This window comes from Flavobacterium sp. YO12 (genome assembly GCF_004119495.1).
In the GTDB taxonomy this organism is placed as follows: domain Bacteria; phylum Bacteroidota; class Bacteroidia; order Flavobacteriales; family Flavobacteriaceae; genus Flavobacterium.
The window spans coordinates 1-26,837 of the sequence record NZ_NRQU01000062.1 but is presented as its reverse complement, the minus strand read 5'-3'; the positions used below and the strand labels follow the sequence as shown (position 1 = coordinate 26,837).

At 32.5% G+C, this 26,837-nt stretch carries 28 protein-coding genes and 1 pseudogene; 16 read left to right on the top strand and 13 right to left on the bottom strand.

Annotated elements, in window-relative coordinates; all coding sequences use genetic code 11:
• Positions 1 to 381: 381 nt before the first annotated feature.
• A complete protein-coding gene (locus tag BOW55_RS17040) occupies positions 382 to 1,644 on the bottom strand; it encodes a sodium:proton antiporter (protein WP_129025229.1) in 1,263 nt (420 codons plus the stop codon).
• Positions 1,645 to 1,781: 137 nt separating this feature from the next.
• On the opposite strand from BOW55_RS17040, the gene BOW55_RS17035 reads away from it, so the two are divergent.
• The 7 genes from BOW55_RS17035 (at position 1,782) to BOW55_RS17005 (ending at position 6,161) form a co-directional block, all read left to right on the top strand.
• Positions 1,782 to 2,285 carry a GbsR/MarR family transcriptional regulator gene (locus tag BOW55_RS17035; protein ID WP_129025227.1) on the top strand — a complete coding sequence of 168 codons (504 nt, stop codon included), beginning with the start codon at positions 1,782 to 1,784 and terminating at the stop codon, positions 2,283 to 2,285.
• 389 nt (positions 2,286 to 2,674) lie between these two features.
• A complete protein-coding gene (locus BOW55_RS17030; protein ID WP_129025225.1) occupies positions 2,675 to 3,412 on the top strand; it encodes a YqjF family protein in 738 nt (245 codons plus the stop codon).
• Between the two features lie 35 nt (positions 3,413 to 3,447).
• Positions 3,448 to 3,795 carry a hypothetical protein gene (locus tag BOW55_RS17025; RefSeq protein ID WP_129025223.1) on the top strand — a complete coding sequence of 116 codons (348 nt, stop codon included), beginning with the start codon at positions 3,448 to 3,450 and terminating at the stop codon, positions 3,793 to 3,795.
• An 18-nt stretch (positions 3,796 to 3,813) separates the two neighbouring features.
• Positions 3,814 to 4,200: a hypothetical protein gene (locus BOW55_RS17020; protein ID WP_129025221.1), complete on the top strand. Its 387-nt coding sequence runs from the start codon at positions 3,814 to 3,816 to the stop codon at positions 4,198 to 4,200.
• 136 nt (positions 4,201 to 4,336) lie between these two features.
• Complete coding sequence (locus BOW55_RS17015; protein ID WP_129025219.1) at positions 4,337 to 5,242, top strand: TIGR01777 family oxidoreductase; 906 nt, start codon at positions 4,337 to 4,339, stop codon at positions 5,240 to 5,242.
• A 63-nt stretch (positions 5,243 to 5,305) separates the two neighbouring features.
• A complete protein-coding gene (locus BOW55_RS17010; RefSeq protein WP_129025217.1) occupies positions 5,306 to 5,767 on the top strand; it encodes an SRPBCC family protein in 462 nt (153 codons plus the stop codon).
• Positions 5,768 to 5,819: 52 nt separating this feature from the next.
• Positions 5,820 to 6,161: a DUF1090 family protein gene (locus BOW55_RS17005; RefSeq protein ID WP_129025215.1), complete on the top strand. Its 342-nt coding sequence runs from the start codon at positions 5,820 to 5,822 to the stop codon at positions 6,159 to 6,161.
• 90 nt (positions 6,162 to 6,251) lie between these two features.
• Here the strand turns inward: BOW55_RS17005 and BOW55_RS17000 are convergent, their stop codons facing one another.
• Complete coding sequence (locus BOW55_RS17000; protein WP_129025213.1) at positions 6,252 to 7,064, bottom strand: hypothetical protein; 813 nt, start codon at positions 7,062 to 7,064, stop codon at positions 6,252 to 6,254.
• A gap of 225 nt (positions 7,065 to 7,289) precedes the next feature.
• On the opposite strand from BOW55_RS17000, the gene gcvP reads away from it, so the two are divergent.
• The 6 genes and pseudogenes from gcvP (at position 7,290) to BOW55_RS16970 (ending at position 14,693) form a co-directional block, all read left to right on the top strand.
• A complete protein-coding gene (gcvP, locus tag BOW55_RS16995) occupies positions 7,290 to 10,139 on the top strand; it encodes an aminomethyl-transferring glycine dehydrogenase (protein WP_129025211.1) in 2,850 nt (949 codons plus the stop codon).
• 314 nt (positions 10,140 to 10,453) lie between these two features.
• Positions 10,454 to 11,507, top strand: a pseudogene (locus BOW55_RS16990) (3-oxoacyl-ACP synthase III family protein).
• Between the two features lie 135 nt (positions 11,508 to 11,642).
• The gene (locus BOW55_RS16985; RefSeq protein ID WP_129025209.1) at positions 11,643 to 12,170 is read left to right on the top strand and encodes a methyltransferase; all 528 of its coding nucleotides are present in this window, start codon (positions 11,643 to 11,645) and stop codon (positions 12,168 to 12,170) included.
• An 88-nt stretch (positions 12,171 to 12,258) separates the two neighbouring features.
• Positions 12,259 to 13,107 carry a glycosyltransferase family 2 protein gene (locus BOW55_RS16980; protein WP_129025207.1) on the top strand — a complete coding sequence of 283 codons (849 nt, stop codon included), beginning with the start codon at positions 12,259 to 12,261 and terminating at the stop codon, positions 13,105 to 13,107.
• A 78-nt stretch (positions 13,108 to 13,185) separates the two neighbouring features.
• Positions 13,186 to 13,932, top strand: coding sequence for an ABC transporter permease (locus tag BOW55_RS16975; protein WP_089056976.1), 747 nt, complete (start codon positions 13,186 to 13,188; stop codon positions 13,930 to 13,932).
• Positions 13,932 to 14,693 (top strand): ABC transporter ATP-binding protein, encoded by a 762-nt coding sequence (locus BOW55_RS16970; RefSeq protein WP_129025205.1) that lies wholly within the window; start codon positions 13,932 to 13,934, stop codon positions 14,691 to 14,693. The genes BOW55_RS16975 and BOW55_RS16970 overlap by 1 nt, the downstream gene beginning before the upstream one ends.
• Positions 14,694 to 14,779: 86 nt before the next feature.
• Here BOW55_RS16970 and BOW55_RS16965 read toward each other — a convergent pair whose 3' ends face one another.
• The 11 genes from BOW55_RS16965 to BOW55_RS16915 all read right to left on the bottom strand — a co-directional run bounded on the left by BOW55_RS16965 (position 14,780) and on the right by BOW55_RS16915 (position 23,084).
• Complete coding sequence (locus BOW55_RS16965) at positions 14,780 to 15,376, bottom strand: SprT-like domain-containing protein (RefSeq protein ID WP_089055365.1); 597 nt, start codon at positions 15,374 to 15,376, stop codon at positions 14,780 to 14,782.
• A 76-nt stretch (positions 15,377 to 15,452) separates the two neighbouring features.
• Positions 15,453 to 16,130 carry an SDR family oxidoreductase gene (locus BOW55_RS16960; protein ID WP_129025203.1) on the bottom strand — a complete coding sequence of 226 codons (678 nt, stop codon included), beginning with the start codon at positions 16,128 to 16,130 and terminating at the stop codon, positions 15,453 to 15,455.
• 35 nt (positions 16,131 to 16,165) lie between these two features.
• On the bottom strand, positions 16,166 to 17,137 hold the full coding sequence (locus tag BOW55_RS16955) for a M20/M25/M40 family metallo-hydrolase (protein WP_129025201.1): 972 nt from the start codon (positions 17,135 to 17,137) through the stop codon (positions 16,166 to 16,168).
• 248 nt (positions 17,138 to 17,385) lie between these two features.
• A complete protein-coding gene (locus BOW55_RS16950) occupies positions 17,386 to 18,420 on the bottom strand; it encodes a D-alanine--D-alanine ligase (protein ID WP_129025199.1) in 1,035 nt (344 codons plus the stop codon).
• Positions 18,421 to 18,430: 10 nt separating this feature from the next.
• The gene (locus BOW55_RS16945; protein ID WP_129025197.1) at positions 18,431 to 19,141 is read right to left on the bottom strand and encodes an NRDE family protein; all 711 of its coding nucleotides are present in this window, start codon (positions 19,139 to 19,141) and stop codon (positions 18,431 to 18,433) included.
• The gene (locus tag BOW55_RS16940) at positions 19,129 to 19,617 is read right to left on the bottom strand and encodes a DinB family protein (RefSeq protein WP_129025195.1); all 489 of its coding nucleotides are present in this window, start codon (positions 19,615 to 19,617) and stop codon (positions 19,129 to 19,131) included. Before BOW55_RS16940 ends, BOW55_RS16945 begins: the two co-directional genes overlap by 13 nt.
• Positions 19,618 to 19,637: 20 nt before the next feature.
• Entirely contained in the window at positions 19,638 to 20,006 is a 369-nt protein-coding gene (locus BOW55_RS16935) for a DoxX family protein (RefSeq protein ID WP_129025193.1), read from the bottom strand.
• A 7-nt stretch (positions 20,007 to 20,013) separates the two neighbouring features.
• Positions 20,014 to 20,472 (bottom strand): YHS domain-containing (seleno)protein, encoded by a 459-nt coding sequence (locus BOW55_RS16930; RefSeq protein ID WP_129025191.1) that lies wholly within the window; start codon positions 20,470 to 20,472, stop codon positions 20,014 to 20,016.
• A 7-nt stretch (positions 20,473 to 20,479) separates the two neighbouring features.
• Complete coding sequence (locus BOW55_RS16925; RefSeq protein WP_129025189.1) at positions 20,480 to 21,076, bottom strand: peroxiredoxin-like family protein; 597 nt, start codon at positions 21,074 to 21,076, stop codon at positions 20,480 to 20,482.
• 91 nt (positions 21,077 to 21,167) lie between these two features.
• Positions 21,168 to 21,845 carry a Crp/Fnr family transcriptional regulator gene (locus BOW55_RS16920; RefSeq protein ID WP_099720356.1) on the bottom strand — a complete coding sequence of 226 codons (678 nt, stop codon included), beginning with the start codon at positions 21,843 to 21,845 and terminating at the stop codon, positions 21,168 to 21,170.
• 96 nt (positions 21,846 to 21,941) lie between these two features.
• Complete coding sequence (locus BOW55_RS16915) at positions 21,942 to 23,084, bottom strand: acyl-CoA dehydrogenase (protein ID WP_129025187.1); 1,143 nt, start codon at positions 23,082 to 23,084, stop codon at positions 21,942 to 21,944.
• A gap of 468 nt (positions 23,085 to 23,552) precedes the next feature.
• On the opposite strand from BOW55_RS16915, the gene BOW55_RS16910 reads away from it, so the two are divergent.
• The 3 genes from BOW55_RS16910 to BOW55_RS16900 all read left to right on the top strand — a co-directional run bounded on the left by BOW55_RS16910 (position 23,553) and on the right by BOW55_RS16900 (position 26,765).
• Positions 23,553 to 24,128, top strand: coding sequence for a chalcone isomerase family protein (locus BOW55_RS16910; RefSeq protein ID WP_089055376.1), 576 nt, complete (start codon positions 23,553 to 23,555; stop codon positions 24,126 to 24,128).
• 142 nt (positions 24,129 to 24,270) lie between these two features.
• Positions 24,271 to 25,497: a Glu/Leu/Phe/Val dehydrogenase dimerization domain-containing protein gene (locus BOW55_RS16905; protein WP_129025185.1), complete on the top strand. Its 1,227-nt coding sequence runs from the start codon at positions 24,271 to 24,273 to the stop codon at positions 25,495 to 25,497.
• A 362-nt stretch (positions 25,498 to 25,859) separates the two neighbouring features.
• Positions 25,860 to 26,765 (top strand): energy transducer TonB, encoded by a 906-nt coding sequence (locus tag BOW55_RS16900; RefSeq protein ID WP_129025183.1) that lies wholly within the window; start codon positions 25,860 to 25,862, stop codon positions 26,763 to 26,765.
• Positions 26,766 to 26,837 lie beyond the last annotated feature (72 nt).

The window sequence follows — 26,837 nt, the reverse complement described above, 5'->3', positions numbered from 1 at the left end:
ATAATCTGCTTATTTACATTCACAAATTTTCTTCTTGAACCACCTGTTTTTCCTTGTGAAATCTGATTATAACCAAAATGATTCAGAACTTTCACCATTTCATCCCAAGAAAAATCTTTTGGTTTTGATTTTAACTTTTCAATAAGTTTATCAATCTTACTCATACAAATTTATCATTAAATTTTCAATTTGCAACTAAATAATAGTTACATACTAAATCAATATATAAAAATAAGAATAATCTTTCAAAAAAAAGCGACTTAAGTTCAAAATATCAAAAAAAGGCAAATTAAAAAAAAGACCTGCAAATATTCTTGCAGGTCTTTCACACATGATTTTAAAATAAAATCTTTATTCTTGACTCTATTTTCTACATTCTTTTTACTCTTTCTCTAAAACTCTCTTTGCTAATTTTCCAACAGTCAGTCCTTGAACTACAATTGAAAATAATACCACAATATAAGTTACTTCCAAAAGCAGGTTTTTATATTCGCCTTCAGGCATAGAAAGTACCAGCGCAATCGAAACTCCTCCACGAATTCCTCCCCAAACTAAAACCATTAAAGAGCCTTTGTTGTAAGCCGATTTAATTCCAAAGAACTTAAATATATCAAAGAATTTCCAAGGCAGAACTATAGCTGTTAATCTTGAAAAAAGAACTATAAAAATAGCCACAAAACCAGTCAGCAATTGTTTGTTTAAATCTGGCAGCAATAACAATTCAAAACCAATAAATAAAAACAAAATAGCATTCAGAATTTCATCAATAAGTTCCCAAAACTTTTCTAAATAATCCTTGGTTTCCTCGCTCATTGCGACTTTTTTACCATAATTACCAATAATTAATCCCGCAACTACCATTGCCAAAGGACTTGAAACGTGTAAACTTTGCGCAATCAAAAAACCTCCCATTACGATAGAAAGCGTAATCAAAACCGAAACTTTATAATCGTCAATTCTCTTCATAACCTTAGATGCAGTAAATCCGAAAACAGCTCCTAATAAAAGCCCGCCAACTCCTTCTTTAATAAACAACCAAGAAATAGAGCCAAAAGTGGCATCAAATGTTGGATCAGTTGCCATTTTTAAAACAACAGCAAACATTACTACCGCAACACCGTCGTTAAACAATGATTCTCCAACAATTTTAGTCTCTATCCTTTTAGGAACTTTAGCCTCTTTTAGAACTCCTAAAACCACGATTGGATCTGTAGGAGAGATTAATGTTCCAAAAACCAAACAAAATATATACGGAATATTTATTCCTAAAAACGGCGCTATATAATAAAGCAGTGTAGAAATAATTAATGCAGACAATACTACGCTCACTGTAGAATAAATCATAATAGGAACTTTTTGTTCTTTCAGATCAGACATATTTACGTGAAGTGCCCCCGCAAACAAAAGAAAATTTAACATCGCTCCCATTAGGATTTCGTTGAAATCAAATTCCTTTATTAACTCAAAAAAATGCTTTGTCGTAGCAGGAAAATAAGAATCTCCTAGAAGACGAATTCCTACTGAAACCAACATGGCAATAATCATGATTCCGATCGTTCCCGGAAGTTTTAAAAATCTTAAATTTAAATAGGCGAAGAAAGAAGCTAGTACAATAAGTACCGAAAAAGTGTAGTATAATTCCATAAATATGATTTTTACAAAAATAGCTGCATCATTATTTAATCGAAAATTTCAAGGCTTGAATTAACATAACTTTATAATTCGTTAAATATCTTTCAATTATTTTTGAAAGTTTAAAAACTTTTACTTACATTTGATCTATGGAATTCAAAGAAGCAAAAAATAAGTTTGTACAAACCTGGGGGGCATTAGGTTCTCAATGGGGAATTAATAAAACGATGGCACAAATCCACGCTTTATTAATGGTTTCGAACGAACCTGTTTCTATGGAAGACATTATGGAAGAATTACAAATTTCTCGCGGTAATGCCAGCATGAACCTTAGAGGTTTAATGGATTGGGGAATTGTCTATAAAGAATACAAAGCCGGCGAAAGAAAAGAATTTTTTACTGCAGAAAAAGATTTAGACGAATTAGCAGTAAAAATCTCCAGAGAAAGAAGCAAAAGAGAAATTAAGCCAACGCTGAAAATCTTAAAAGAAGTTTCGACAATCAAGGCTAAAGATTCGGCCGAAGAAAAACACTTTGTAGATCAGACTACCAAATTGTACGATTTCGTTTTAAAAGCAGACAATATGTTAGACAAAATGACTGAGTTTAATGATAACTGGTTGGGTAAATTGGTTATGAAAATGATGAAGTAAAAAAATTTAATCAAAACTTTCATTTTTTTCTGAAAGTTTAAAAAAATCAATAAGTATGAAAACAATAAACTACATCAATACTTTTCTTCTTGGAATACCTCTAATCATTTTTCTATTAGCTTCCTTAAAAATTATAGATTTAACAGTGTTCGGCTTATTGTCCATTATACTTTTGGGATTATTTCAAATTATTATTAGTGGGTATATGTTATTTAACGAACCTCAAAACAAATATACTTCAATTGTACATCATAGGAGTTGTTTTCTATTTTGTTTACGATTTACATCGATCCTTTTTCATCTAATGATTTCAAAACTTATTTCGGAATGGGAATACCAACAATACTGGCATTTTATATTTCATTATTAATCTATAAAAAAGCAAACAAATGAACTTCTTAAAAGCCGAATGGAAAAATTTAGCTCTTTTCAATTATGAAGTTGATGCTCAAATATTAGAAAAATATCTCCCATCAGGAACTGAGATTGATATTTGGAATAACAAATGTTACATCAGTCTAGTTGGATTTATGTTTAAAAACACGAAAGTTCTAGGATTTAAAATCCCATTTCATATCAATTTCGAAGAAGTGAATTTGAGATTCTATGTAAAACGATTTGAAAATGGCGAATGGAAACGCGGTGTAGTTTTTATTAAAGAAATTGTTCCTAAAAAAGCGATCACTTTTATTGCGAATACTTTGTATCAGGAACATTACGAAACTCAAAAAATGAAACATGAAATTATTGAAGATGAAAACACCAATACTTTTATTTATCAATGGAAAAACGACAAAAAGTGGAATACAATTCAAATAGAAACTAAAAAGAATCCAATAGAAATTGAGATTGATTCTGAAGCAGAATTTATTACAGAACATTATTTTGGTTACACAAAAATTGATGAACATACCACTTTTGAATACGAAGTGACACATCCAAGATGGGAACAATTTGAGGTTTTAGATCATAACATTGAAATTGATTTTGAAAAAACTTACGGAAGTGATTTTGGATTTCTTCAAAACATAAAACCATCATCAGTTTTCTTAGCCAAAGGATCAAAAATCACAGTTATGAATAAACGAAAATTAGAATCAGTAAATGTTTTAGAAAAAATGACATAATAGTTTTTCAACTAGTAATTTATAAATCGGCAATTATGAACTTTAATATTACAGGATATTTTATTTATCTCAGCATTACGATTTTCATTATTCTAAAAGTGGGGAAAATCTGTTATAAAAACGGAAATGTTTTTGTTTTAGAACTAATTCCAAATCATGCAGACATTTGTCAAAAAATCAATCAAATTTTACTTTTAGGATATTACCTTTTAAATATTGGTTATTGTGCCATGACACTAATTTCCTGGATTAAAATTACTTCATCAACTCAATTAATAGAAATTATTGGCACAAAAACAGCCGTTATCATATTTATCATATCGGCTTTACATTATCTCAACATTATAATTTTAACAAAGTACATTCATAAATTAATCAAATAACAACTAAATTTAAATATCATGGAAACTACAAAAATCTTAATCGGTTACGGAATTTATTTACCAGTTGCTTTATTTCTTACCTATTATGTTTCTAAAACTCTTTTCAAAAACGGAAAAATCTTTATGCTTGATATATTTAAAGGCCGTGAAGATATTGCGCAGGCAACCAACAAGCTTTTTGAAACTGGTTTTTATCTTTTAAACATTGGTTTTGCATTAATGATTTTAAAATTGCAATTATACAGCAACAGCTATCAAGAATTAATTGAAAATTTAAGTTATAAAATTGGAGGATTTTCTATTTATCTTGGCGTCATGTTATTCTTTAATTTGTATTTCTTTTTTAGAGGAAAAAGAAAAGCAAAAGAAGCACAAAGAGAAGAAAGATTAGTTTTTAAAGCTTAAAATAGTTTGCCACGACTCGAGCGATAGCGAACAGGCGAAGCAATCGCACAAATTTTCACGAATTAATTTTCAAATTGCCTTTATTCATTTTTAAATTCGTGAAAATTCGTGCAATTCATGGCTATAAAAAACTCAAATGAAAAAACTCATAATCGCAGCAGGAACAGGTTTTCTTGGACAAGTTTTAGTCAATCATTTCAAAAATAAATTTGAAGAAATTGTCATTCTAACACGTGGAAAATCGCAGATAGTTAACGGAATTAAATATGTAAACTGGAATGCAAAAACTCTTTCGGGTTGGGAAAGTGAATTAGAAAATGCAGCCGTTTTAATTAATCTTGCAGGAAAATCGGTTGATTGTCGTTATACCAAAGAAAACAAAAAAGAAATTCTTTTATCAAGAATTGAAAGCACCAAAATTCTAAACAAAGCGGTTTTGAATTGCCAAAACCCGCCGAAACATTGGCTGAATTCTTCAACGGCTACTATTTACAGATTTTCTCTTGACAAACAAATGGATGAAGTTGACGGCGAAATCGGAAATGATTTTTCTATAAACGTAGCGCTTTCTTGGGAAAAAGCATTCTTTAAAACTGAAACGCCAAAGACAATGAAAACCACTTTAAGAACTTCAATTGTTTTAGGAAAAAAAGGAGGTGCATTTATTCCGCTAAAAAATTTGGCAAAAACTGGTTTTGGAGGAAAACAAGGAAGCGGCAATCAGTTTGTAAGTTGGATTCATGAAGACGATTTTGCAAAAGCTATTGATTTTATTATTGAAAAAGAAATGACTGGCGTTATCAATATCGTTTCACCAAAGCCAATTCAAAATGCTCTTTTTATGCGAAAATTGAGAAAGGCCGCTGGTTTTCCGTTTGGAATTCCATTGAATAAACTCTTTCTTGAAATTGGAGCATTTTTTATTCGAACAGAACCCGAGTTAATTTTGAAAAGTAGAAACGTAATTCCGAAACGTCTTTTAGAAAATGGTTTTCAATTTAAGTTTGGCAATTTAGAAAAAGCACTGAAAGATTTAATTTAAGCATTTTGTGTCATTTCTCCTCCGTCGAGATGACAAGATTGTGCAAAAATAAAATGCAAAACAATGACAACAATAAATCTCACAACCAAAATAAACGCACCAAAACAAATCGTTTTTGACGCTTCACGAAACATTGATATTCATCAGCAATCAGCAAGTCCGTCAAAAGAAAAAGCAATTGCTGGTGTAACATCAGGATTAATAAACCTAAATGAAACGGTAACTTGGCGTGGCAGACATTTTGGCTTTTATCTCACGCACAAAAGCAGAATTCCGGCAATGAATCTCTACGATTATTTTGTAGATGAAATGGAGGAAGGTAATTTCATTTTTTTTAAACATGAACACTTTTTTGAGGAAGAAAATGGAATTACAATCATGAAAGATAAATTACAGTATGAAACGCCGTTTGGAATTCTAGGAAAACTATTCGATGTTTTACTTCTCAAAAAGCACCTTACTAACTTTCTTTTAGAACGAAATAAAGTTTTAAAAGAAGTTTCAGAAAAAAAACATTTAAAATAAATTTCCTACTTTTAAATAAAATAAACCTTAAAGAGAACTAAAAAATTAAAATATGAAATTGAAAGTTATAATATCAACCCTCCTATTCACTTTTTCTTTTATGGGATTTGCACAAAGCAACTGCAAAGATTTGAAAGGATGTGAAAGAAAATTATGTGAATTGAACGTAAAATTAGCTGCAGCTAAAAAAGCTGGAAATCAAAATCAAATCAAAGGCGTTCAAGATGCAATCTCACAAACCAAGAAAAATTGCACCACAAAAACAGTTAATAATGATCTTGACAAAAAAGTAAAAGAGAAACAGCAAAAAGTCAACGAAAGAACCGCCGACTTGAATGAAGCCATCAAAGAAAAAGAAAGCAAAGAAAAGATCGATAAAAAAGAAAAAAATTAGATGAAGCTAAGGCTGATTTGAATAAAGCTTTAGCTGAACAGAAAACAAAATAAATTCAATCCAAACCGATGCTGATGCTTCGGTTTTTTTTTATAAAAAAATCACCATCAGCCACCAAAAAATGGGTACACTTTCGACCCAAAAAGAGGTATAATATTTAGACCTATTGGGATTGGCAAAAACTATAAACAACATCAAAGTAATTAACATTACCAAGCTAATAAAAAGATCATGAACATTAAATGTTGAAATGAAAAGCTCCAAAGAACAAAATGGCACTAAAAGAAGTAATCCTAAATATTTTGTCCATTTCACGCCAATAGTCTGCGGTACAGTTTGAAGATGCGGATCATCATTTGCCAGATCAATTATTTCGAAAACCAAAATCAAAACAAAAACTAGAATAAAACGCTGAATACATTTTATAAAGAAGTCTGTTGTAAACGGAATTCCGGCATTAATTAGCGGTAAAACCAAAGTCGCGCCAACCCAGCAAAGCGCCACAATATAAATTTTTACTCCAGCCCAATTTCGAGCGTTTTTTCTGTTTGGAAAAAAAGGCAAAGTATAAAGCGCCGTTATCGCAAAAATTCCTACCGAAACAATCTGTGTAATTCGTTGTAAATGGAAAAAATAATACCCCACCAGAACCACCGAAACGAGACTCAAAAAAGCGATAATCTTTAGCTGATTTCCAATCGGATTTTTCTTTACTCGAACCAAAGCATCATATTTCACAAAATTATACCCTACAATTGTTCCGAAAAAAACAAACAACGCCATTGGTTCATCATACTGAATATGAAACACATGAAACGTAATTCGCACCAAAGCATAACACGATAAAGCCACGTGAATACTGCTGTTTAAATAAAAATCGAAAATTTGTTTTAGAAGTTTCATATATCCAAATCTAATCAATTGGTAACAAATCAACTCTTTAGTTATAAAATTGATAAAAATTGAAGTTAAAAATACCTATTAAATTATTAATAATACTTAATTTTGCCCCACAAAAAAACAACACATTTACTATAAAATGTAATAAACCTTGTGTTACATGGGATTAGCTCAAATAAAAACACTCGGCAAATTGCGTTTTGATCTTTAAAAAATAGACTGCTACAAATGAAAACAGATGCTTTTGCTTTAAGACACATTGGTCCAAGAGAAACAGATCTTCAACACATGTTACAAACCATTGGTGTTGACTCGATTGAACAACTTGTTTATGAAACCCTTCCGGACGATATTCGTTTAAAAGCGCCTTTGAATTTGGATCCTGCAATGACAGAGTACGAATTCGCAAACCACATTCAGGAATTAGGAAAGAAAAACAAAGTATTCAAATCATACATTGGTTTGGGTTATCACCCAACTATTGTTCCGGCTCCAATTCAAAGAAATATCTTTGAAAATCCAGGATGGTACACAGCGTACACTCCTTACCAAGCAGAAATTGCACAAGGTCGTCTTGAAGCAATTTTAAATTTCCAAACTACGGTTATCGAATTAACAGGAATGGAAATCGCAAACGCTTCTTTACTAGATGAAGGAACTGCTGCTGCTGAAGCTATGGCGTTATTATTTGACGTTCGTACAAGAGATCAAAAGAAAAACAATACACATAAATTCTTCGTTTCTGAAGAAATTTTACCTCAAACTTTATCTGTACTTCAAACACGTTCAACTCCAATTGGAATTGAATTAGTTGTTGGAAACCACGAAACATTTGATTTTTCAAATGAATTCTTCGGAGCTATTTTACAATACCCTGGAAAATATGGTCAGGTAAATGATTACAGCGCTTTTGTTGCTAAAGCAAAAGAAAACGAAATCAAAGTTGCCTTTGCTGCTGATATTTTATCACTTGCTGCTTTAACTTCTCCAGGAGAAATGGGAGCTGCAGTAGTTGTTGGAACTACACAACGTTTTGGTGTACCAATGGGTTACGGTGGTCCTCACGCTGCATTTTTTGCAACTAAAGACGAATACAAACGATCTATGCCAGGTCGTATCATTGGAGTTTCTGTAGATACAAATGGAAACCGCGCTTTGCGTATGGCTTTAGGAACTCGTGAGCAGCATATTAAACGTGAAAAAGCAACTTCAAACATTTGTACTGCTCAGGTTTTATTGGCAGTTATGGCTGGAATGTATGCCGTTTACCACGGACCAAAAGGTTTACAATATATTGCAAATAAAGTTCACGCATCGGCGGTTACTACTGCTGAAGCTTTAAATAAATTAGGTGTTTACCAAACTAACACAGCTTACTTTGATACTATTTTAGTAAAAGCAGATGCTCAAAAAGTAAAAGCTATTGCTGAGAAAAACGAAGTAAACTTCTTCTATGTTGATGCTGATACGATTTCTATTTCGTTCAACGAAACAACTTCTATTGCTGACATCAACCAAATCATTGCGATTTTTGCTGAAGCTTTAGGAAAAGAAACTGTTTCTGTTTCTGAATTAACTGAAGCTAGTCAATTACCTGCTTCATTAGAAAGAACATCTTCTTTCTTAACGCATGATGTTTTCAACAATCATCACTCAGAAAGTCAGTTAATGCGTTACATCAAAAAATTAGAGCGTAAAGATTTATCATTGAATCACTCTATGATTTCATTAGGTTCTTGTACGATGAAATTAAATGCAGCTTCTGAAATGTTGCCTTTATCAATGCCGAACTGGAACAGCATTCACCCATTTGCACCAGTTGAACAAGCTGAAGGTTACATCACGATGCTTAAAAAATTAGAGCAGCAATTAAATGTAATTACAGGTTTTGCTGGAACAACTTTACAGCCAAACTCTGGAGCTCAAGGAGAATATGCAGGTTTAATGGCGATTCGTGCTTACCATTTATCAAGAAACGAAGGTCACCGTAATGTATGTTTAATTCCTTCATCAGCTCACGGAACAAACCCTGCTTCTGCAGCGATGGCTGGAATGAAAATCATCGTTACAAAAACGACTCCAGAAGGAAACATTGACGTAGAAGATTTAAGAGAAAAAGCAATTGAGCATAAAGATGATTTATCTTGTTTAATGGTAACATATCCTTCTACTCATGGAGTTTACGAATCTTCAATTATTGAAATCACTAAATTAATCCACGACAATGGCGGATTAGTATATATGGATGGTGCAAACATGAACGCGCAAGTTGGATTAACAAATCCTGCTACAATTGGTGCTGACGTTTGTCACTTAAACTTACACAAAACATTCGCTATTCCTCACGGTGGTGGTGGACCTGGAGTTGGACCAATCTGTGTGAACGAAAAATTAGTTCCGTTCTTGCCAACAAACCCAATCTTAAACGTTGGTGGAGAACAAGCGATTACAGCTATTTCATCTGCACCTTACGGATCTGCTTTAGTATGTTTAATTTCTTACGGTTACATCACAATGATGGGTGCTGATGGATTAAAAAGCGCTACTGAACATGCAATATTAAATGCGAACTACATGAAAGCGCGTTTCGAAGGACACTACCCAATTCTTTATACTGGAGAATGTGGAAGAGCAGCGCACGAAATGATTTTAGATTGTCGTTCATTCAAAGAAAACGGAATTGAAGTTGGCGATATCGCAAAACGTTTGATGGATTACGGTTTCCACGCTCCAACGGTTTCTTTCCCAGTAGCAGGAACTTTAATGATTGAACCTACTGAATCTGAAGATTTAGCTGAATTAGATCGTTTCTGTGACGCTCTTATCTCAATTAGAAAAGAGATCGAAGCGGCAACTGCTGATGACAAAAACAATGTATTGAAAAATGCACCGCACACATTGGCTATGTTAACTACTGACAATTGGGATTTCCCTTATACTAGAGAAAAAGCGGCTTACCCATTAGAATATATTGCTGACAATAAATTCTGGCCATCAGTTCGTCGTGTAGATGATGCTTATGGTGATAGAAACTTAGTTTGCAGCTGTGCTCCTATTGAAGCTTACATGGAAAATTAATCATAGATTATTTCATAAAACAAACCCGATAACATTACAGTTATCGGGTTTTTATTTTTTTATAACATTCTTAAAAAGTTTGTTGCTTTTTATAACACTTTAAAATATTGAGATAAAATAAAAATAGATTCCAAAAGTGATCTCAAACGTTTGAAATCTCTATAAAATTAAAAAATCATTAAAAAATAATCAATATATCACTCAAAAAACAATTATTCCACAATTATATGCATGCATAGTATTTTTTATGATAGTTATCATGATTTTATTTATACTTTAGCAATAAATTTATCGGATAATTAAGGAAAAATGAAATAAAAATAATTGGCATTGGGAGTTATATTCCTAATTTAGAAGTAAAAAAACACGGACTTTGACAAGCATATTTTTTTGAATGAAGATGGAACTCCTTTTGGTTACCCGAATGAAGTCGTTATTAAAAAATTTAAAGGTATTACCGGAATCGAAAATCGCCGTTATGCCGAAAAAAATCATACTGCTTCAGACTTAGCCTTTTTCGCTGCTGAAAAAGCAATTGCAAATGCAGGAATCGATGCTGAAACTTTAGACTATATCATTTTCGCCCATAATTTTGGTGATGTAAAATCAGGTACTTCACAATCTGATATTTTACCAAGTTTAGCAACACGTGTTAAACATAAATTAGGCATTAAAAACCCTAAATGTGTTGCTTACGATATTCTTTTTGGATGCCCAGGCTGGATTGAAGGAGTGCTTCAAGCAAATGCTTTTATCAAATCTGGAATGGCAAAAAGAGTTTTAGTAATTGGAGCAGAAACTCTTTCAAGAGTTGTCGATGATCACGATCGTGATTCGATGATTTATTCTGATGGAGCCGGTGCTTCAATCTTAGAAGCTTCAACAGACGAAGCTGGACTTTTATCTTACGAAAGTGCCACTTTTGCTAATGATGAAGCTAATTTCCTTTTCTTCGGAAAATCATATAATCCTGATTTAGATCCAGATATTAAGTACATTAAAATGTACGGACGTAAAATTTACGAATTTGCTTTAAGCAATGTTCCTTGTGCTATGAAAAGCTGTTTAGACAAAAGCGGCATTTCAATTGATGAAGTAAAGAAAATCCTGATTCATCAGGCAAATGAAAAAATGGACGAAGCAATTATCGAACGTTTTTATAAACTATACGACAAAACTGCTCCTAAAGACATTATGCCAATGAGTATTCACGATTTAGGAAACAGCAGTGTTGCAACGGTTCCTACTTTATACGATTTAATTCTTCAAGGAAAAATCGAAAATCACACTATTAATAAAGGCGATGTTGTAATTTTTGCTTCTGTTGGAGCAGGAATGAACGTTAATGCTTTTGTATACAGATATTAGTATTCCGTTTACACTCGCAGTAATTAGTTTCCAGACTCAAAACTGTAACTGAACACTGCAAAACTAAAAAAGTCCGCACTATAAGATGCGGACTTTTTTAGTATATTTGCGCCTTTGTTGTTTAAAACATATATAATGTACGAAAAAACATTTCCGAATAAAAGATTCAAACTTACCTTAGAGTTTTTACAAAAGCACGTTAACACATCAGAAACCATTTTTGATTTTGGTGTACCAAATCCGTTTTCTAAAATAATGGAAGAAAATGGCTATACTGTAAAAAACACAAAAGGCGAAGATTTAGACAACGATCAAACTGCTTTGCAAACTGAAGAATACACTGTTTTTACTGCATTTGAAATTTTCGAACATTTACTAAATCCATACACAATTTTACAAAATGTAAAATGCGACAAATTGTTAATTTCAATTCCGTTACGTTTATGGTTTTCTCCAGCATATCGTTCTAAAACGGATATGTGGGACAGACATTATCACGAATTCGAAGATTGGCAGTTAGACTGGCTTTTAGAAAAAACAGGATGGAAAATAACGGATCGTCTGCAGTTTACACATCCGGTAAAAAAGTTTGGTTTTAGACCCTTATTAAGATATTTCACTCCAAGATACTATATTGTTGCAGCGGAAAGAGTTAAGAATTAAGATTGCAGATTAACGATTTTTGATTTTTGATTTTTAGATGACTTCCAAATAATCTAAAATCTAAAATCTAAAATCTAAAATTTTTCACATGAAATACTACATCGTCATTCCCGCACATAATGAACAGGATTTAATTGGCTTGACTTTACAATCTTTAATTTCTCAAACTGTTTTACCTTCAAAAGTTGTGGTTGTAAACGACAATTCTACAGATAAGACGGAAGAAGTTGTATTGAGTTTTGCAAAGGAAAACCCGTATATTTCTGTTGTAAATAAAACTTCAGACGCTATTCATTTACCGGGAAGCAAAGTAATTCAGGCGTTTCAAAAAGGTTTTGAAACTTTGGATTCTAATTATGACATTATTGTAAAAATAGACGGCGATTTAATTTTTCCTCCTAACTATTTTGAAACTGTAATCAAACATTTCGAATCTGATCCTAAAATAGGAATGGCTGGCGGATTTTGCTATATCGATAAAAATGGCGAATGGGTTTTAGAAAACTTAACCGACAAAGATCATATTCGCGGGGCCCTAAAAGCATATCGCAAGGAAACTTATCAGCAAATTGGAGGTTTAAAACCTGCAATGGGCTGGGACACGGTTGATGAATTATTATGTAAATATTACGATTGGAAAATTGTTACTGACGAATCTTTACATGTAAAACACTTAAAACCAACTGGAGCAAACTACAACAAAACAGCTAGATACAAACAAGGAGAAGCTTTTTATACTTTAGGTTATGGTTTTTGGATCACAGCAATTGCCTCGGCAAAATTGGCTATGATGAAGAAAAAACCATTCTTGTTTTTAGATTATATAAAAGGATTCTGGAAAGCCAAAAACGCCAAAACTCCTTTATTAGTTACCCCTGAACAAGCTAAATTTATTAGAAGTTATCGTTTTCAAAAAATGAAACAGAAGCTTTTTTAATCTTAAAAAAAATTAAAAACTGCAAACTGAAACGGTAAACTGTAAACTAATCCTTAATTTAGCCAATATTTAAAACTTATGATGCTAATTCGTTATTTATCTCAAATAGGGAAATATTTTTTAATGCTGAAAGAAATTTTCAATAAACAGACCAAATGGCCTGTTATGAAAAATTTAATTTACAAAGAAATTGATGATTTGATTATTGACTCTCTTGGAATTGTCTGCTTTATATCTTTCTTCATTGGTGGAGTTGTAGCCATTCAAACAGCACTAAATTTAACCAATCCCTTAATTCCAAAATATTTAATTGGTTTTGCTACACGTCAATCTGTAGTTTTGGAGTTTGCTCCTACTTTTATTTCGGTAATTATGGCTGGAAAAATGGGATCTTACATCACTTCTAGTATAGGAACGATGCGTGTAACAGAACAGATTGATGCTTTAGAAGTTATGGGAGTTAACTCCGTAAATTATCTTATTTTCCCAAAAATCATAGCTTTATTAATGTACCCTTTTGTAATTGGTATTAGTATGTTTTTAGGAATTTTTGGTGGATGGCTTGCGTGCGCATACGGAGGATTTTCAACTGGTGATGATTTTATCATGGGAGCTCAAAAAGATTTCATACCCTTTCATATTACTTATGCATTTATCAAAACTTTAATCTTTGCCATGCTATTGGCAACAATTCCGTCTTTTCATGGATACTATATGAAAGGCGGCGCATTAGAAGTTGGTAAAGCAAGTACAACATCGTTCGTATGGACGTCTGTTACCATAATTCTTCTAAATTATATATTAACTCAATTATTACTAGGATAATGATAGAAGTAAAAAATATAGAAAAATCATTTGGTGACAGCAAAGTTTTAAAAGGCGTTTCGACGGTATTTGAAACTGGAAAAACCAACTTGATTATCGGACAAAGTGGATCTGGAAAGACCGTTTTATTAAAAACCTTGTTAGGAATTCATACACCAGACTCTGGAACAATTGAATTTGACGGAAGAGTTTATTCTGATTTAGACAAAGATGAAAAACGTGAATTAAGAACTGAAATCGGAATGGTATTTCAAGGAAGTGCTTTATTTGACTCAATGACAGTTGAAGAAAATGTTGCTTTCCCGCTAAAAATGTTCACCAACAATAACAAAGCGCAAATCCAAGAACGTGTTGATTTCGTTTTAGAAAGAGTAAACTTAGTCGATGCTCATAAAAAATTACCTTCTGAAATTTCTGGAGGAATGCAGAAACGTGTAGCTATTGCACGCGCTATTGTAAACAATCCGAAATATTTATTTTGTGATGAACCTAATTCAGGTTTAGATCCAAATACCTCAACTTTGATTGATAATTTGATTAAGGAAATTACGGAGGAGTATAATATTACAACTGTAATTAATACACACGATATGAACTCGGTGATGGAAATTGGTGAGAATATTGTTTTCTTAAAAAAAGGATTAAAAGCGTGGCAGGGAACTAAAGAAGAAATTTTTAGAACGGACAATAAAGATATTGTCAAGTTTGTGTACTCTTCTAATCTATTTAAAAAAGTAAGAGAAGCATATTTGAAAGGCTAAAAGCTTCACAATATTCAAAAATATAAAATCCCAAATTCCTAACTATTTAAAATTGGAATTTGGGATTTCTTTTTTCATCTAAATTCTTAATCTATCAGCTCTACTTCGGCATTTGGATTAAAAAGATAAGTCTTTCCGGAGCTTATTTCTATGCATTCAAAACGTTTGGTTCTAACGGCAAGTTTCTTAAAGATTTTACCATTTTTTATTCGAAAAACGCTTCCGTACGGTATTTCAAAAACATAATTTTTATCACTTGCAGAATCATATTGCTTTAAAGCCAAAGACAAAGTTGTATCTGTATCACTGCTTGCTGATGGATTTTTAAAATGTCTGGCTAATAACGGCAGTAATTGACTTGGAAATATCTCTGGCCTGATAAACGGAACCATCGTTCTTTGAAAGGTGTATTTCCATTCGTTGCCGTGTGGTTTTATATTTCGCCCAAATTTTTCGAATGCAACCAAATGCGAAATCTCATGAATTAAGGTAATCAAAAACCTGTATTTGTTTAAACTTGCGTTAACTGTGATTTCATGTTTACCACTAGGCCCGCGTCTGTAATCTCCATGCCGCGTTTGACGTTCATTTACAATTTTCAAATGAACCTGATTGGATACAATCAAATCAAAAACAGGCTTTACAGCATGCTCTGGAATATATTTTGCTAAAGTTTCGCTCAATTTAGGTTAAATGTTATTTGTTAAACGTCAAAAGTTCATTTCTATTTGAATCTGGAATTTAACTATTGAAATTTTCTTATGGATTAGTTGAAGAAACCTCCAATACCTTTCCGTTAAAATACTTATTTCCGTTGAGTGTAAAATCATAAATGTATGTTGCCATTCCTTCGGCAGAAATTGGCGCTTGATAACCTGGGAAAGCTTCGTTTAACATTTCAGTTTGAACAGAGCCTAAAGCCAGTACATTGAATGAAATACCGCGTTCTTTATATTCTTCAGCTAATAATTCTGTTAAAGTAATTACAGCACCTTTACTGGAACTATAAGCGGCCAAACCAGCAAACTTAAGACTTCCTCTAACGCCGCCAATTGAACTGATGGTTACAACGTGACTTCCTTTTTGCAAATAAGGCAGACAAACTCTTGTAAGGTTTGCAACTGCAAAAACATTTACTTTATAAATACTTTCAAAATCGGCTTGAGTAGTTTCTGCAAAAGGCTTTAATAATAAAGCTCCTGCATTATGAACTAAGGCATCAACTTTTTTCCATGTCGAAGCAATAAAATGCTCAACTTCGTGCAAAGCACTTTCATCTGCTAAGTCGATTGATAAGCAGGTTACATTTTTATGTTCTAAAAGTGTTTTTGGTGTTTTTCTAGAAATAGCTAAAACCTGATTTCCAGCATTTGCAAACTGCAAAGCCAGTTCATAACCAATTCCTCTACTCGTTCCTGTAACAATAATATTTTTCATAAAGCAAAAATAAACAAATACAATAGAAAGAAAGACTATTTATTCATTGTAATTTCTTGACTTGGAGTTACTGCAATTTTTGTTACAGCAGGCAAAAACTCTTGAATAAATGAAGTAATATGAGGAATATCCATTACTTTAAACTCATCAGAAACATGGTGATAAAACTCAAAATTTTCAAAATCAAAAGTACTTATAGATTGGCATGGCTTCTTGAAAACTTCATAAAATGAGTAGTTATCTGATCTATAGAATAATTCGTATTCAGCTTCTTTTGGAAGGAATCCAATTGTTTTTTTACCCGTATATTGATTGATTTTCTCCGCCATATTCGATTTATCAAAACCGGTAACATAAGCCAAATAATCGCGTTTCATAGGAACTCCAATCATTTCTATATTTAATTGTGTGTAGAGATTGAAATTTTGCTTTTTCAGTTTTTGAACTAAACTTTTTGAACCCAGCAGTCCTTTTTCTTCTCCAGCAAAAAACACAATTAAAATGCTTCTTTTATTCGATTTTGTTTCGGCAAAGTATTTAGCCATTTGAGCAACAGCAGTTACACCAGAAGCATCATCATTTGCGCCATTATTTATAACATCTGCTTGCTGCTTTTTCTCGATGCCAATATGATCGTAATGCGCACTTAGAACAACATATTCATTTTTTAAAGTTGGATCTGTCCCTTCAAGAACGCCGACAATATTAAAAGCTGGAGATTTAAAATTGGTTAATGTATCTCGATATGTTTTAAAATAAGGCTTGACATTGTTCTTCTTTAAAAAATCCTCTAAAAAAACAGCCGCTTTTTCGATTCCTTTTGTGCCAGTTTCGCGTCCTTCCAGTTCATCTGAAGAAAGATATTCTAAAAAATTAGAAACTTCATTTTGATTGACTTTATAAGTAACTTCAATAGGTTTAGAATTTGATTTTTTTTCGCTTACTGCAGTAGGGTTTGTTTTACAGGCAAAAAAAATAAACGGTAAAAGAAAGTAGAGTTTTTTCATAATAATGATTTAGATTTCTATAGAAGACTGGTTAAAATAGTTTTTTAATATCTAGTGCTTTTTTTAAGACAAAAAACGATATTGCATACTTTGAAAATTGACCTGCATTTTGAAAATGAACTTCTAAAATTATAATCAAACAAGCGTTTCAAAAAGCAGCTCTCAAAGTTCCTGCAATATAATACTATTTTAACTTTTTTTCAATTGCAATCTACTTTCTGTTAAGTAAATATAAATTCAGATCGATTTCAAAAATTTACGATCTTATTATTCTGAAGCACATGAAGTTTGTATTCTCGAATTCCAACTTTGTAATCTAAATATGGAACTCCCATTTTATGATTCTGAGCACTTATTTCGTACATATAGGTAATATGTTTGGCAAGTTCTCTCCAGGCAAACCAAACTGAATGTTTAGGATCGTAAATATGAGTCGGCTCGCTTGCGGCTCCATTAAGTTCTACTATTTGAAATTTTTCGCCTCTTTCTAACTCTTCAAATGTGTTGTACATAATATCAAAACGCCCATAATAAAACTCTGGAATCTGATCTGCAATTTCATTAATCATTTCGGTTAATTTTGGCGTGATTAAATCACTTCCGTCAAGAAATTTAGCCCCTCGAGCGTGGTTCCCAAACGGAACTAAATTTGCGACTTCTCCATTTTGTAAAATGCGCTGCAGCTGCTCGCCATATTCTTCTTTTAAAAATTCAAATTGAATCTGAAATCTTGGCGTTTTATATATTAACTCTTCAATCGTCGAAACTCCATCGCCGGTAACATTCAAAAATTCTTTAGAAACAATTCCGGTTATTTTTCCTTTCTTTTGTGATGGATAACGCACATAAAAAATTCCAACTTCATTTTTAAATGGAATTAAATCTTGAATTAAAAAATCAAAGTTTGCTTTATCTGCATATCTTTTCAATTCAGAAACCGTTTTAATCAATTTTACTCCAGAACCACGAAGACCAATATCTGGTTTAGCAATTAAGGGAAAACAAATTTCATGTTCGATTATAGTACTTACAATCTTTTTTAAATCTGTGTTTTCTTTAATTAAAATTGTTTTGGGATAATGCTTTTTAGGAAGTAAATCATAAATTCTCTTTTTGCTTTCCATCAAAAAACCACCGTTTTTAATTCTAGGATTTGAGGCATTAAAGAAGAAAATAGATCTTGCTTTAAAAGCATAATATGCCCAAAGAAAATATATAGGAAAATAGAGCACCTGAAACGGCCAATACTCCCAATTGGTAATTTTATGAAAAAAGAGTTTCATCTTTATATTTTTAAATACTTATAAATGAAGTCGAAAAATCTTGTGCGTTTACTAAATCACAATACCTGATTGTTCCTTTATTTTTTATGATAATCACTTGTGTTACACTCAGTGTTTTTATTGTATTTTCTCTATTGATAATCAAACCATTCCTAGAATCATCCCGTTTCGTATAACGATGAAAACCAAAAATTTCTGAAGCTGAAACTTCATTTGTCTTACTCAAAAAATCAAAAAACCAAGAAGCTCTTTCTTTTCTAGTTTGATCTGAATATAAAGTTGCAGATGACCAGATATAATTTTGCAATTCATTTAATTGCGTTGTTCTTTTCTTCAAACCATCCCAGATTAACTCATACAATTTGTGCTGCTGACATAGAATCAAGGTAAACGGTTCTATATTTTCAAGATCAATCTGTTTCCAAAAATCCTTTGGTGATGCGTTAGAAATAATCTCCAAAGCAATTAATCCCCTGCTTTTTCGATAAGCAAACGAGGAAGTATGTTTTTTAAGACCTCCGTTTAAGAGTACTAAAACATTTCCGTATTCATCTACAGCAAACCAAGTTCCTCCAGCTTTAGGATCTTTTGGGTACGTGATATTTTTACCGTTGTGGTAATAATTTCTAGGCGAAATTGCTTCTGGCCGAATCACCTTCTCGTCTCGATTTGAAGTTATTATCACAACTCCATTATTATTTACATAACTTACTGTGCACATTGTTTTCTATATTCAATGGTTGAACGAGCTACACCAAAATTTTCATCAATCAAAATATTCTCAAATTGTAAAACAGCCACTTTTATCAAAGCCTGATGATGAATGCAATGTTCTAGATTATACAGTAATTCTCGGTAATAAGTACTCTGAATACTAAGAGCAGACTCCTCACTTTTTTGTTCTAAGTAAATGATTTTGTTTTCGCTTTTCAATCTTGATTTTATTTCAATAATTGATTGCTTTGCAAATGCGGTTTGAGTTTGAATTTTGGTGTTTCTTTCTCGATTATCATAATTCAAAACACCGCAATCATAACCATTTTCGAGACACTGAAACATTTCGATAATGTGTCTGGTATGCTCCCCAATTGTTGCATCACTTAAAGCGGTGCAAGAATTAGAATATTGTTTATCTGAAAGTTGATCTAAGAGATAAATTAATTCGTCTAAACTGTTCTGTATCGATTTTAATAGCATAGTTTTTACATTTTAGAAAATTAAATATTCTGTTTGTTATTGAAGTAAAGCAGTCCTGCGCAGCATATTAATGTAATAATGGCAAGTATAAAAAGAAAACCGTTGTCATTTTGTACTTCTATGCCTAGTATAAATAAATGCGACAAAATCGCCCCTATCATAATTATGCATCCGCCCAAAGCGCCAATAAATGTTGTTTTGGGAACTAGAATTAAAATTACGACAATTAACTCTGCTATTCCAGAACCAATTCTTCCGTAAGGTTCTACTCCTAAAGTCGAAAAAATATAAATACTTTCTGCTGCTGCTCCGAATTTAAAAAATAGTGTCTGCAGTAAAATTGCTGCAGCAATAATTCTTAAAATCCATGTTGTTTTTTCCAGTTTCATCACATTCTTATTTATTTATTTTTCTCCAATTATTATCCGCTTTAGCCATCAAACTTGTTTGGTCTTTGTTCCAGCTTTTTAACGTATTATTAAAATAAGCGTTGTAAAACAAGTAAAGTCTGCCTTCAACAATTTTAAAAGTTTCAGGATTTATTTCAACCTTTTCTCCACTGCTTCCCATTGCGTATGCACACCATCCTCCATATTGAGGTTCATATTTAGAAGGATTTTTCAAGAATGTTTCTTTATTTTGAATGGATGAAAATTTATAAACAACTCCTTGATAAGAAACTGCCAAATCATTTTTTCCTTTCATTGCTTTTCCCTCATTAAAATACCCAACTGGATCATAACCCTGAATTGCAATTTTATTTTTGAGATTAAACTGATCCATTCGCCTTGTGTCGTTTTGAGCAAATGAAAAACCCGAAACTAAAATCAATAGTAGTATTGCTGTCTTTTTCATTTTCCTTTTATTTAAGCGTTTTCAGTACCGAAACAAGCAATTCATTTGATATACGATGTTTGAAATTTGGAGAAATATATTCGAATAAAATCTCGCCTTCTTGATTGACAATAAATACAGATGGAACTGGCAGAAAACTTTTGTTCTCGCCATTAGAATTTGCATTAATTACTGATTTATAGTTTTCTGGGACTTGAAATGCAATTCCCATGGCGTTTGTAAGTTCTCCTTTTGAATCAGAAAGCAGTGTGTACTCTACCTTATCTTTTTCCTCTGTTGATTTTAAATTTTTAGGCGCGTCTGGGCTGACTGCGGCGATTTGGTATCCTAAATCCAGTATTTCTTTTTCGGCTTCAGCCAATGCTTGCAAATGCATATTACAATACGGACACCAGCCGCCGCGATAAAAAACTAAAACTGTTTTTTTCTTTTTAAGTAAATCCGAAATCTTTACATCTGTATTCTCAGATGTTTTTAAAGTAGCGTTTGGTATTTTTTCTCCTATCAATAAAGGAGCAATATCTAATGCTGTTTTTGGAACAGTATTTTGAGCATTAACAGTTGAAGTTATAACTGCTAACACCATAAAAAAGAACTTTTTCATAATTTTTAATTTTACATCTTATTCGATATTGTAAAATTACTTTAGTCTGAAAAAGCAAAATGTCAGCTAATTTACACTTAGCTAAAAAAAGTTATATTTTGGTGATATCCTGAATTATAATTTCTTTTCTGTTATAACTTAACAAATTATTAGATTCCATTTCATTCAATAATTGTGTAGCCGTCTGCCTAGAAGTACAAATAATTTGAGCAATATCATTTTGTGTCAGATAATTTTCGATCGTAACAACATTTCCATTTTTACTGCCTTCCTGTTCTGCCCAGTTTTTTAGAAACTGATACAATCTTGTTTTTGCATCTTTAGAAATTAAATTGGCATAGCTGTTTTTTATTCGTTTCATTTTCAAGCCTACGAATTTTGTATACGAAAGTGCCAGTGTGGGATTTTTAAGCAATAAATCTTCAAAATCAGACATTAAAAAACTGCAAATTGTCACATCGTCTGAAAGGACTTTTGCATATTCTTCATTTTTATCATCCGATTCCAAAGTCAATTCGCCAAACAAATCACCTTTCTGGATAATATCTTTTATGGTTTCATTGCCTTCATCATCAACAGCAACAATTTTAATATTGCCTTTTTTAAGTAAAAATATACGCGGCAGATCTGAAGTCGAGAAATAAATAATTTCGCCTTTTGATGCTTTTTTAAAACCGGTAATAATGCACAACTGCTTGATTTGAGCATAACTCAAAGTTCGAAACAGTTTATGATCTCGCAAATACCAATATTTTAAATCTTCGTACATAAAAAACTTTCTTTTAGTAAAGATAACCAATTAAAAAAGAAAACCCTTTCAGACCAAGAAGCCTGAAAGGGTTTTACTGAAAATATTATAAATCTATTATCCTGCGATAACTGATCTTGAAATTACAATTTTCTGAATTTCAGAAGTTCCTTCATAAATTTGAGTGATTTTTGCGTCACGCATAAAACGTTCAACATGGTATTCTTTTACATAACCGTTTCCACCGTGAATTTGAACAGCTTCAACCGCAGTATCCATTGCAACCTGCGAAGCAAATAATTTTGCCATTGCACCGCTTACATCATAGTTTTTATGCTGATCTTTATCCCAAGCTGCTTTCATACATAAATGACGAGCTGCTTCGATATTAACTGCCATATCTGCCAATTTGAAAGCAATTGCCTGATGATTGCAGATTTCAGTTCCAAAAGCTTTACGCTCTTTAGAGTATTTTAAAGCCAATTCGTACGCTCCAGAAGCAATACCTAATGCTTGAGAAGCAATACCAATGCGTCCTCCTGCAAGTGTTTTCATTGCAAATTTAAATCCGAAACCATCTTCTCCAATTCTATTTTCTTTTGGAACTTTTACATCACTAAACATTAAAGAGTGTGTATCTGAACCACGAATTCCCATTTTTTGTTCTTTTGGACCAATTGAGAAACCTGGCATATCTTTAGTCATAATCAAAGCATTAATTCCTTTGTGCTTTAATTCTGGGTGCGTTTGAGCAATAACTAAATATACAGATGCTGTATTTCCGTTTGTAATCCAGTTTTTTGTTCCGTTTACCAAATAATGGTCGCCCATATCAACAGCTGTAGTTTTTTGCGAAGTTGCGTCACTTCCCGCTTCTGGTTCACTTAAACAAAAAGCACCGTGAATTTGACCTGAAGCTAAACCTGGTAAATATTTTTGTTTTTGTTCTTCTGTTCCAAATTCTTGTAATCCCCAGCAAACTAAAGAATTATTTACCGACATTACTACAGAAGCTGAAGCATCAACTTTCGAAATTTCTTCCATTGCAAGTACGTACGAAATCGCATCAAGACCGCTTCCGCCATATTTAGGATCAACCATCATTCCCATGAATCCAAGTTCACCCATTTTCTTAACTTGTTCAGTTGGAAAAATTTGTTTTTCATCACGTTCAATAACTCCTGGTAACAATTCATTCTGAGCGAAATCTCTTGCTGCTTGCTGAATCATTAAATGTTCTTCGGTAAGATTAAAATCCATAGTTTTTTTAATTATTGTTTTTTTACCATCAAATGACAATCCATTGTGGCTGGTTTGTTTTTTTGTTTTCTTGAAGTCCTTTTTTACACAAAAAGGCTTTCAAAGATAAATTTTAAATGTGAAATTTACAATGCGCGCATATAAAATTGAGAGATCAGCAATATTTACGATAACGTTTTCGTTAATATTTAGCTTTTTCGACGAAGTAACAATAATCATGCAGCTTTTTTTCTAAATTTTAAGATTAAAAATGCAGATAAAAAATAACCGAATTTAAATTCTAAGCATAATTCTTACTCTAAAAAAGTCATATTACTTATAAAAGATATAAATCTACGTAAAACTAGTCCTACTAATTTGATTTCTAAAACAATACGCAAAAAATCTCAGAAAAAAAGTTCATAATAGAACGTAAAATTTTGATAAATTAACATTATTTTTGCTCAAAAAATATATAATTGATAGAATATGAAAAAGATTTTACTATTGCTTACACTCCTTTTAAGTCTGCAATTTTCTACAGTTTCGGCACAAACTCAATTAGAAGTAAATGGTGTTACTGTTCCAAGAAAAATAGAATTTCAAAGCAAATCCTTACAGCTTAACGGTGCCGGCGGAAGATCAAAAATGTGGTTGGAAGTTTATGTGCAGGCTTTGTACTTATCGCAATTAAGCCAAGATCCACAATTTATTATTGACAGTGATACTGAAATGGCTATTAGAATTGAAATTACCTCATCGATGGTTTCTTCTAATAAATTAACAAAAGCAATGAATACTGGATTCGAAAAATCTGCTGGAAGTAATCTTGAGCAGTTACGCCCTCGAATTGAGCAGTTTAAAACATACTTAAGTGATGCAATTACAGAGAAAGATGTATTCATTTTGTTTTATAATCCGCTTGACCAAACAATCAATGTTTATAAAAATGAGGTTTTAAAAGGAAAAATTCAAGGATTTGATTTCAAAAAAGCATTATTTGGCATTTGGCTTTCAGACAAGCCGGTTGACGAAACATTAAAAAAGCATTTATTAGGGATATAATTCTTAATTCTTTACCATATTCGAAAGCCGAAAACCTTATAGTTTTCGGCTTTCTTTTTTGTTTTAATAAATTTGAAGCAAAATACATTATTCGCATTATTCTATTTTATACTTTTACGCAAACTAAACATATCTCAACAAAATGAAAGATTTATTACAGCAATTTGAAAATAAAGCACCTGAAATTGTTTTTAACTGGAAAGATTCTGAAACAGAGGCTGAAGGATGGACCGTGATTAACTCACTGCGAGGCGGAGCTGCCGGCGGAGGAACTAGAATGAGAAAAGGCTTAGATATGAACGAAGTTTTATCATTGGCAAAAACAATGGAGGTAAAATTCTCTGTTTCCGGCCCTGCTATTGGAGGTGCTAAATCTGGAATAAACTTTGACCCAAATGATCCTCGCAAAAAAGGAGTTTTACAACGCTGGTATAAAGCAGTTTCTCCATTATTAAAAAGTTATTATGGAACTGGAGGCGATTTAAATGTTGATGAAATTCATGAAGTAATTCCAATGACAGAAGAATGTGGTGTTTGGCATCCGCAAGAAGGCGTTTTCAACGGTCATTTTAAACCAACAGAAGCCGATAAAATTAATAGAATCGGGCAATTACGTCAGGGTGTTATCAAGGTTATCGAAAACCCAAAATTCTCTCCAGACGTAACTAGAAAATATACTGTTGCCGATATGATTACTGGTTTTGGCGTTGCTGAAGCTGTTCGTCATTTTTATGCAACTTATGGCGGAGAAATAAAAGGTAAAAAAGCGATTGTACAAGGTTTTGGAAATGTTGGTTCTGCAGCTGCTTTTTATTTAGCCGAAATGGGCGCAAAAGTAATTGGAATTATTGATCGCGATGGCGGACTAATCAAAGAAGATGGTTTTTCTTTTGAAGAAATCAGAACTTTGTTTTTAAATAAAGACGGAAACAAATTAGTTGCGGACAATATGATTCCGTTTGAGGAAATTAACTCTAAAATCTGGACAATTGGTGCAGAAATTTTTACACCATGTGCAGCTTCAAGATTGGTTACTCAAAATCAAATTGACAGTTTAATTTCAAACGGACTTGAAGTTATTTCGTGTGGTGCAAACGTTCCTTTTGCTGATGCAGCAATTTTCTTCGGTCCTATTATGGAAGATGTGGATCATAAAGTAAGTTTGATTCCAGATTTTATCTCAAACTGCGGAATGGCAAGAGTTTTTGCTTACTTCATGGAGAAAAAAGTTCAAATGACAGATGAGGCTATCTTCAACGATACTTCTGAAACTATAAAAAATGCGATTGTAAAAGCTCACGCTTTAAATTCATCAAAAACAAATATTAGTGCAACGGCTTTTGAAATTGCATTGAAACAATTAGTATAATCTCATTTTATACTTTATTTCTAAAGCGGGCTAAATTACTTAGCTCGCTTTTTATTTAGATCTAACCGTAAAGTTCACGAAGCTTTCTCTCATTTTATGTTATTTCGACGAAGGAGAAATCACACTCGTAAATCTACAACAGAATCTCCAATCTTTGTCGAGCTTCTAGTGTGATTTCTCCTTCGTCGAAATGACAAACAGTACGGTTTTAAACAATGCTAAAAAAAACATTTGTATTTCTTGCATAAAACCTTAGCTCCCGATCGCTATCGGGATTGCATTAAATTCTCTCTTTCATTCTAAACAATTTTTACTACTTTTAAACGTTTTTAAAATTATACATTTCAAAATTCAGAATTAAAATGAGTTTCACTATTTCTTCAGATCAAAAGAAATCCTTACTCTTTACGACAGCTATATATGCGGTAATTTTAATATTACTGTTTTTCATACGTTTTTGGCCTCCTTATAATCCAGATAACAATGTTGCTCTTGCCAGCGGCGGAGGCGGAGGCGGTGTTACTGTAAATTTTGGCGACAGCGATTTAGGTTCTGGTGCTAATTACAAAAGTGAAGTTCTTGAGGTAAAAAATAATGTAAAACAGGCGCCTGCAAAAGCAACTCCGGAAGAAGAAGCTATTATTACTCAGGAAAACTCAGTATCTGATAAAGCAGATGTTATTATTCCAACAAAAGAAAAATCTAAGAAACCTGTTCCTGTTGAAAAACCAATACAAAAACCAGTACCTGAAAAACCAAAAGTTTCAAATTCTACAAATGATGCTTTATCAAGTATTTTAAAAGGATCTAATAAAGGAGGCGACGGCGATGATAAAGTTGCAGGAAACAAAGGAAAAGCAGGCGGAAGTTTAGGTTCTAATGGATATTACGGAACTGGTGGTTCTGGCGGAGGAACTGGAGGCGGTAACGGAACTGGAAATGGCATAGGAACCGGAAGCGGTTACGGAGCAGGAAGCGGCGGCGGCTCTGGAGGAGGATCTGGTTATTCTCTCGGAAACAGAAAAGCTTTATCTAAACCTGCACCAAAATACACTTGTAACGAAGAAGGAAAAGTTGTTGTTGAAGTAAGTGTTGATCAAAATGGAAAAACAATAAGCGCAACTGCAGGAATTAAAGGTACAACCAATACAGCGAAATGTTTACTTGATCAAGCACGAATTGCTGCAATGAATACCAAATGGGAATCTGATAATGATGCACCGGTTAAGCAAGTGGGAAAAATTATTTATAATTTTAGTTTGAATTAAAACACGGATTTACTTCGTCTGTTCGCTTCGCTCGAGTCACGGATTTACACGAATAACTTTTATATAAAAAAA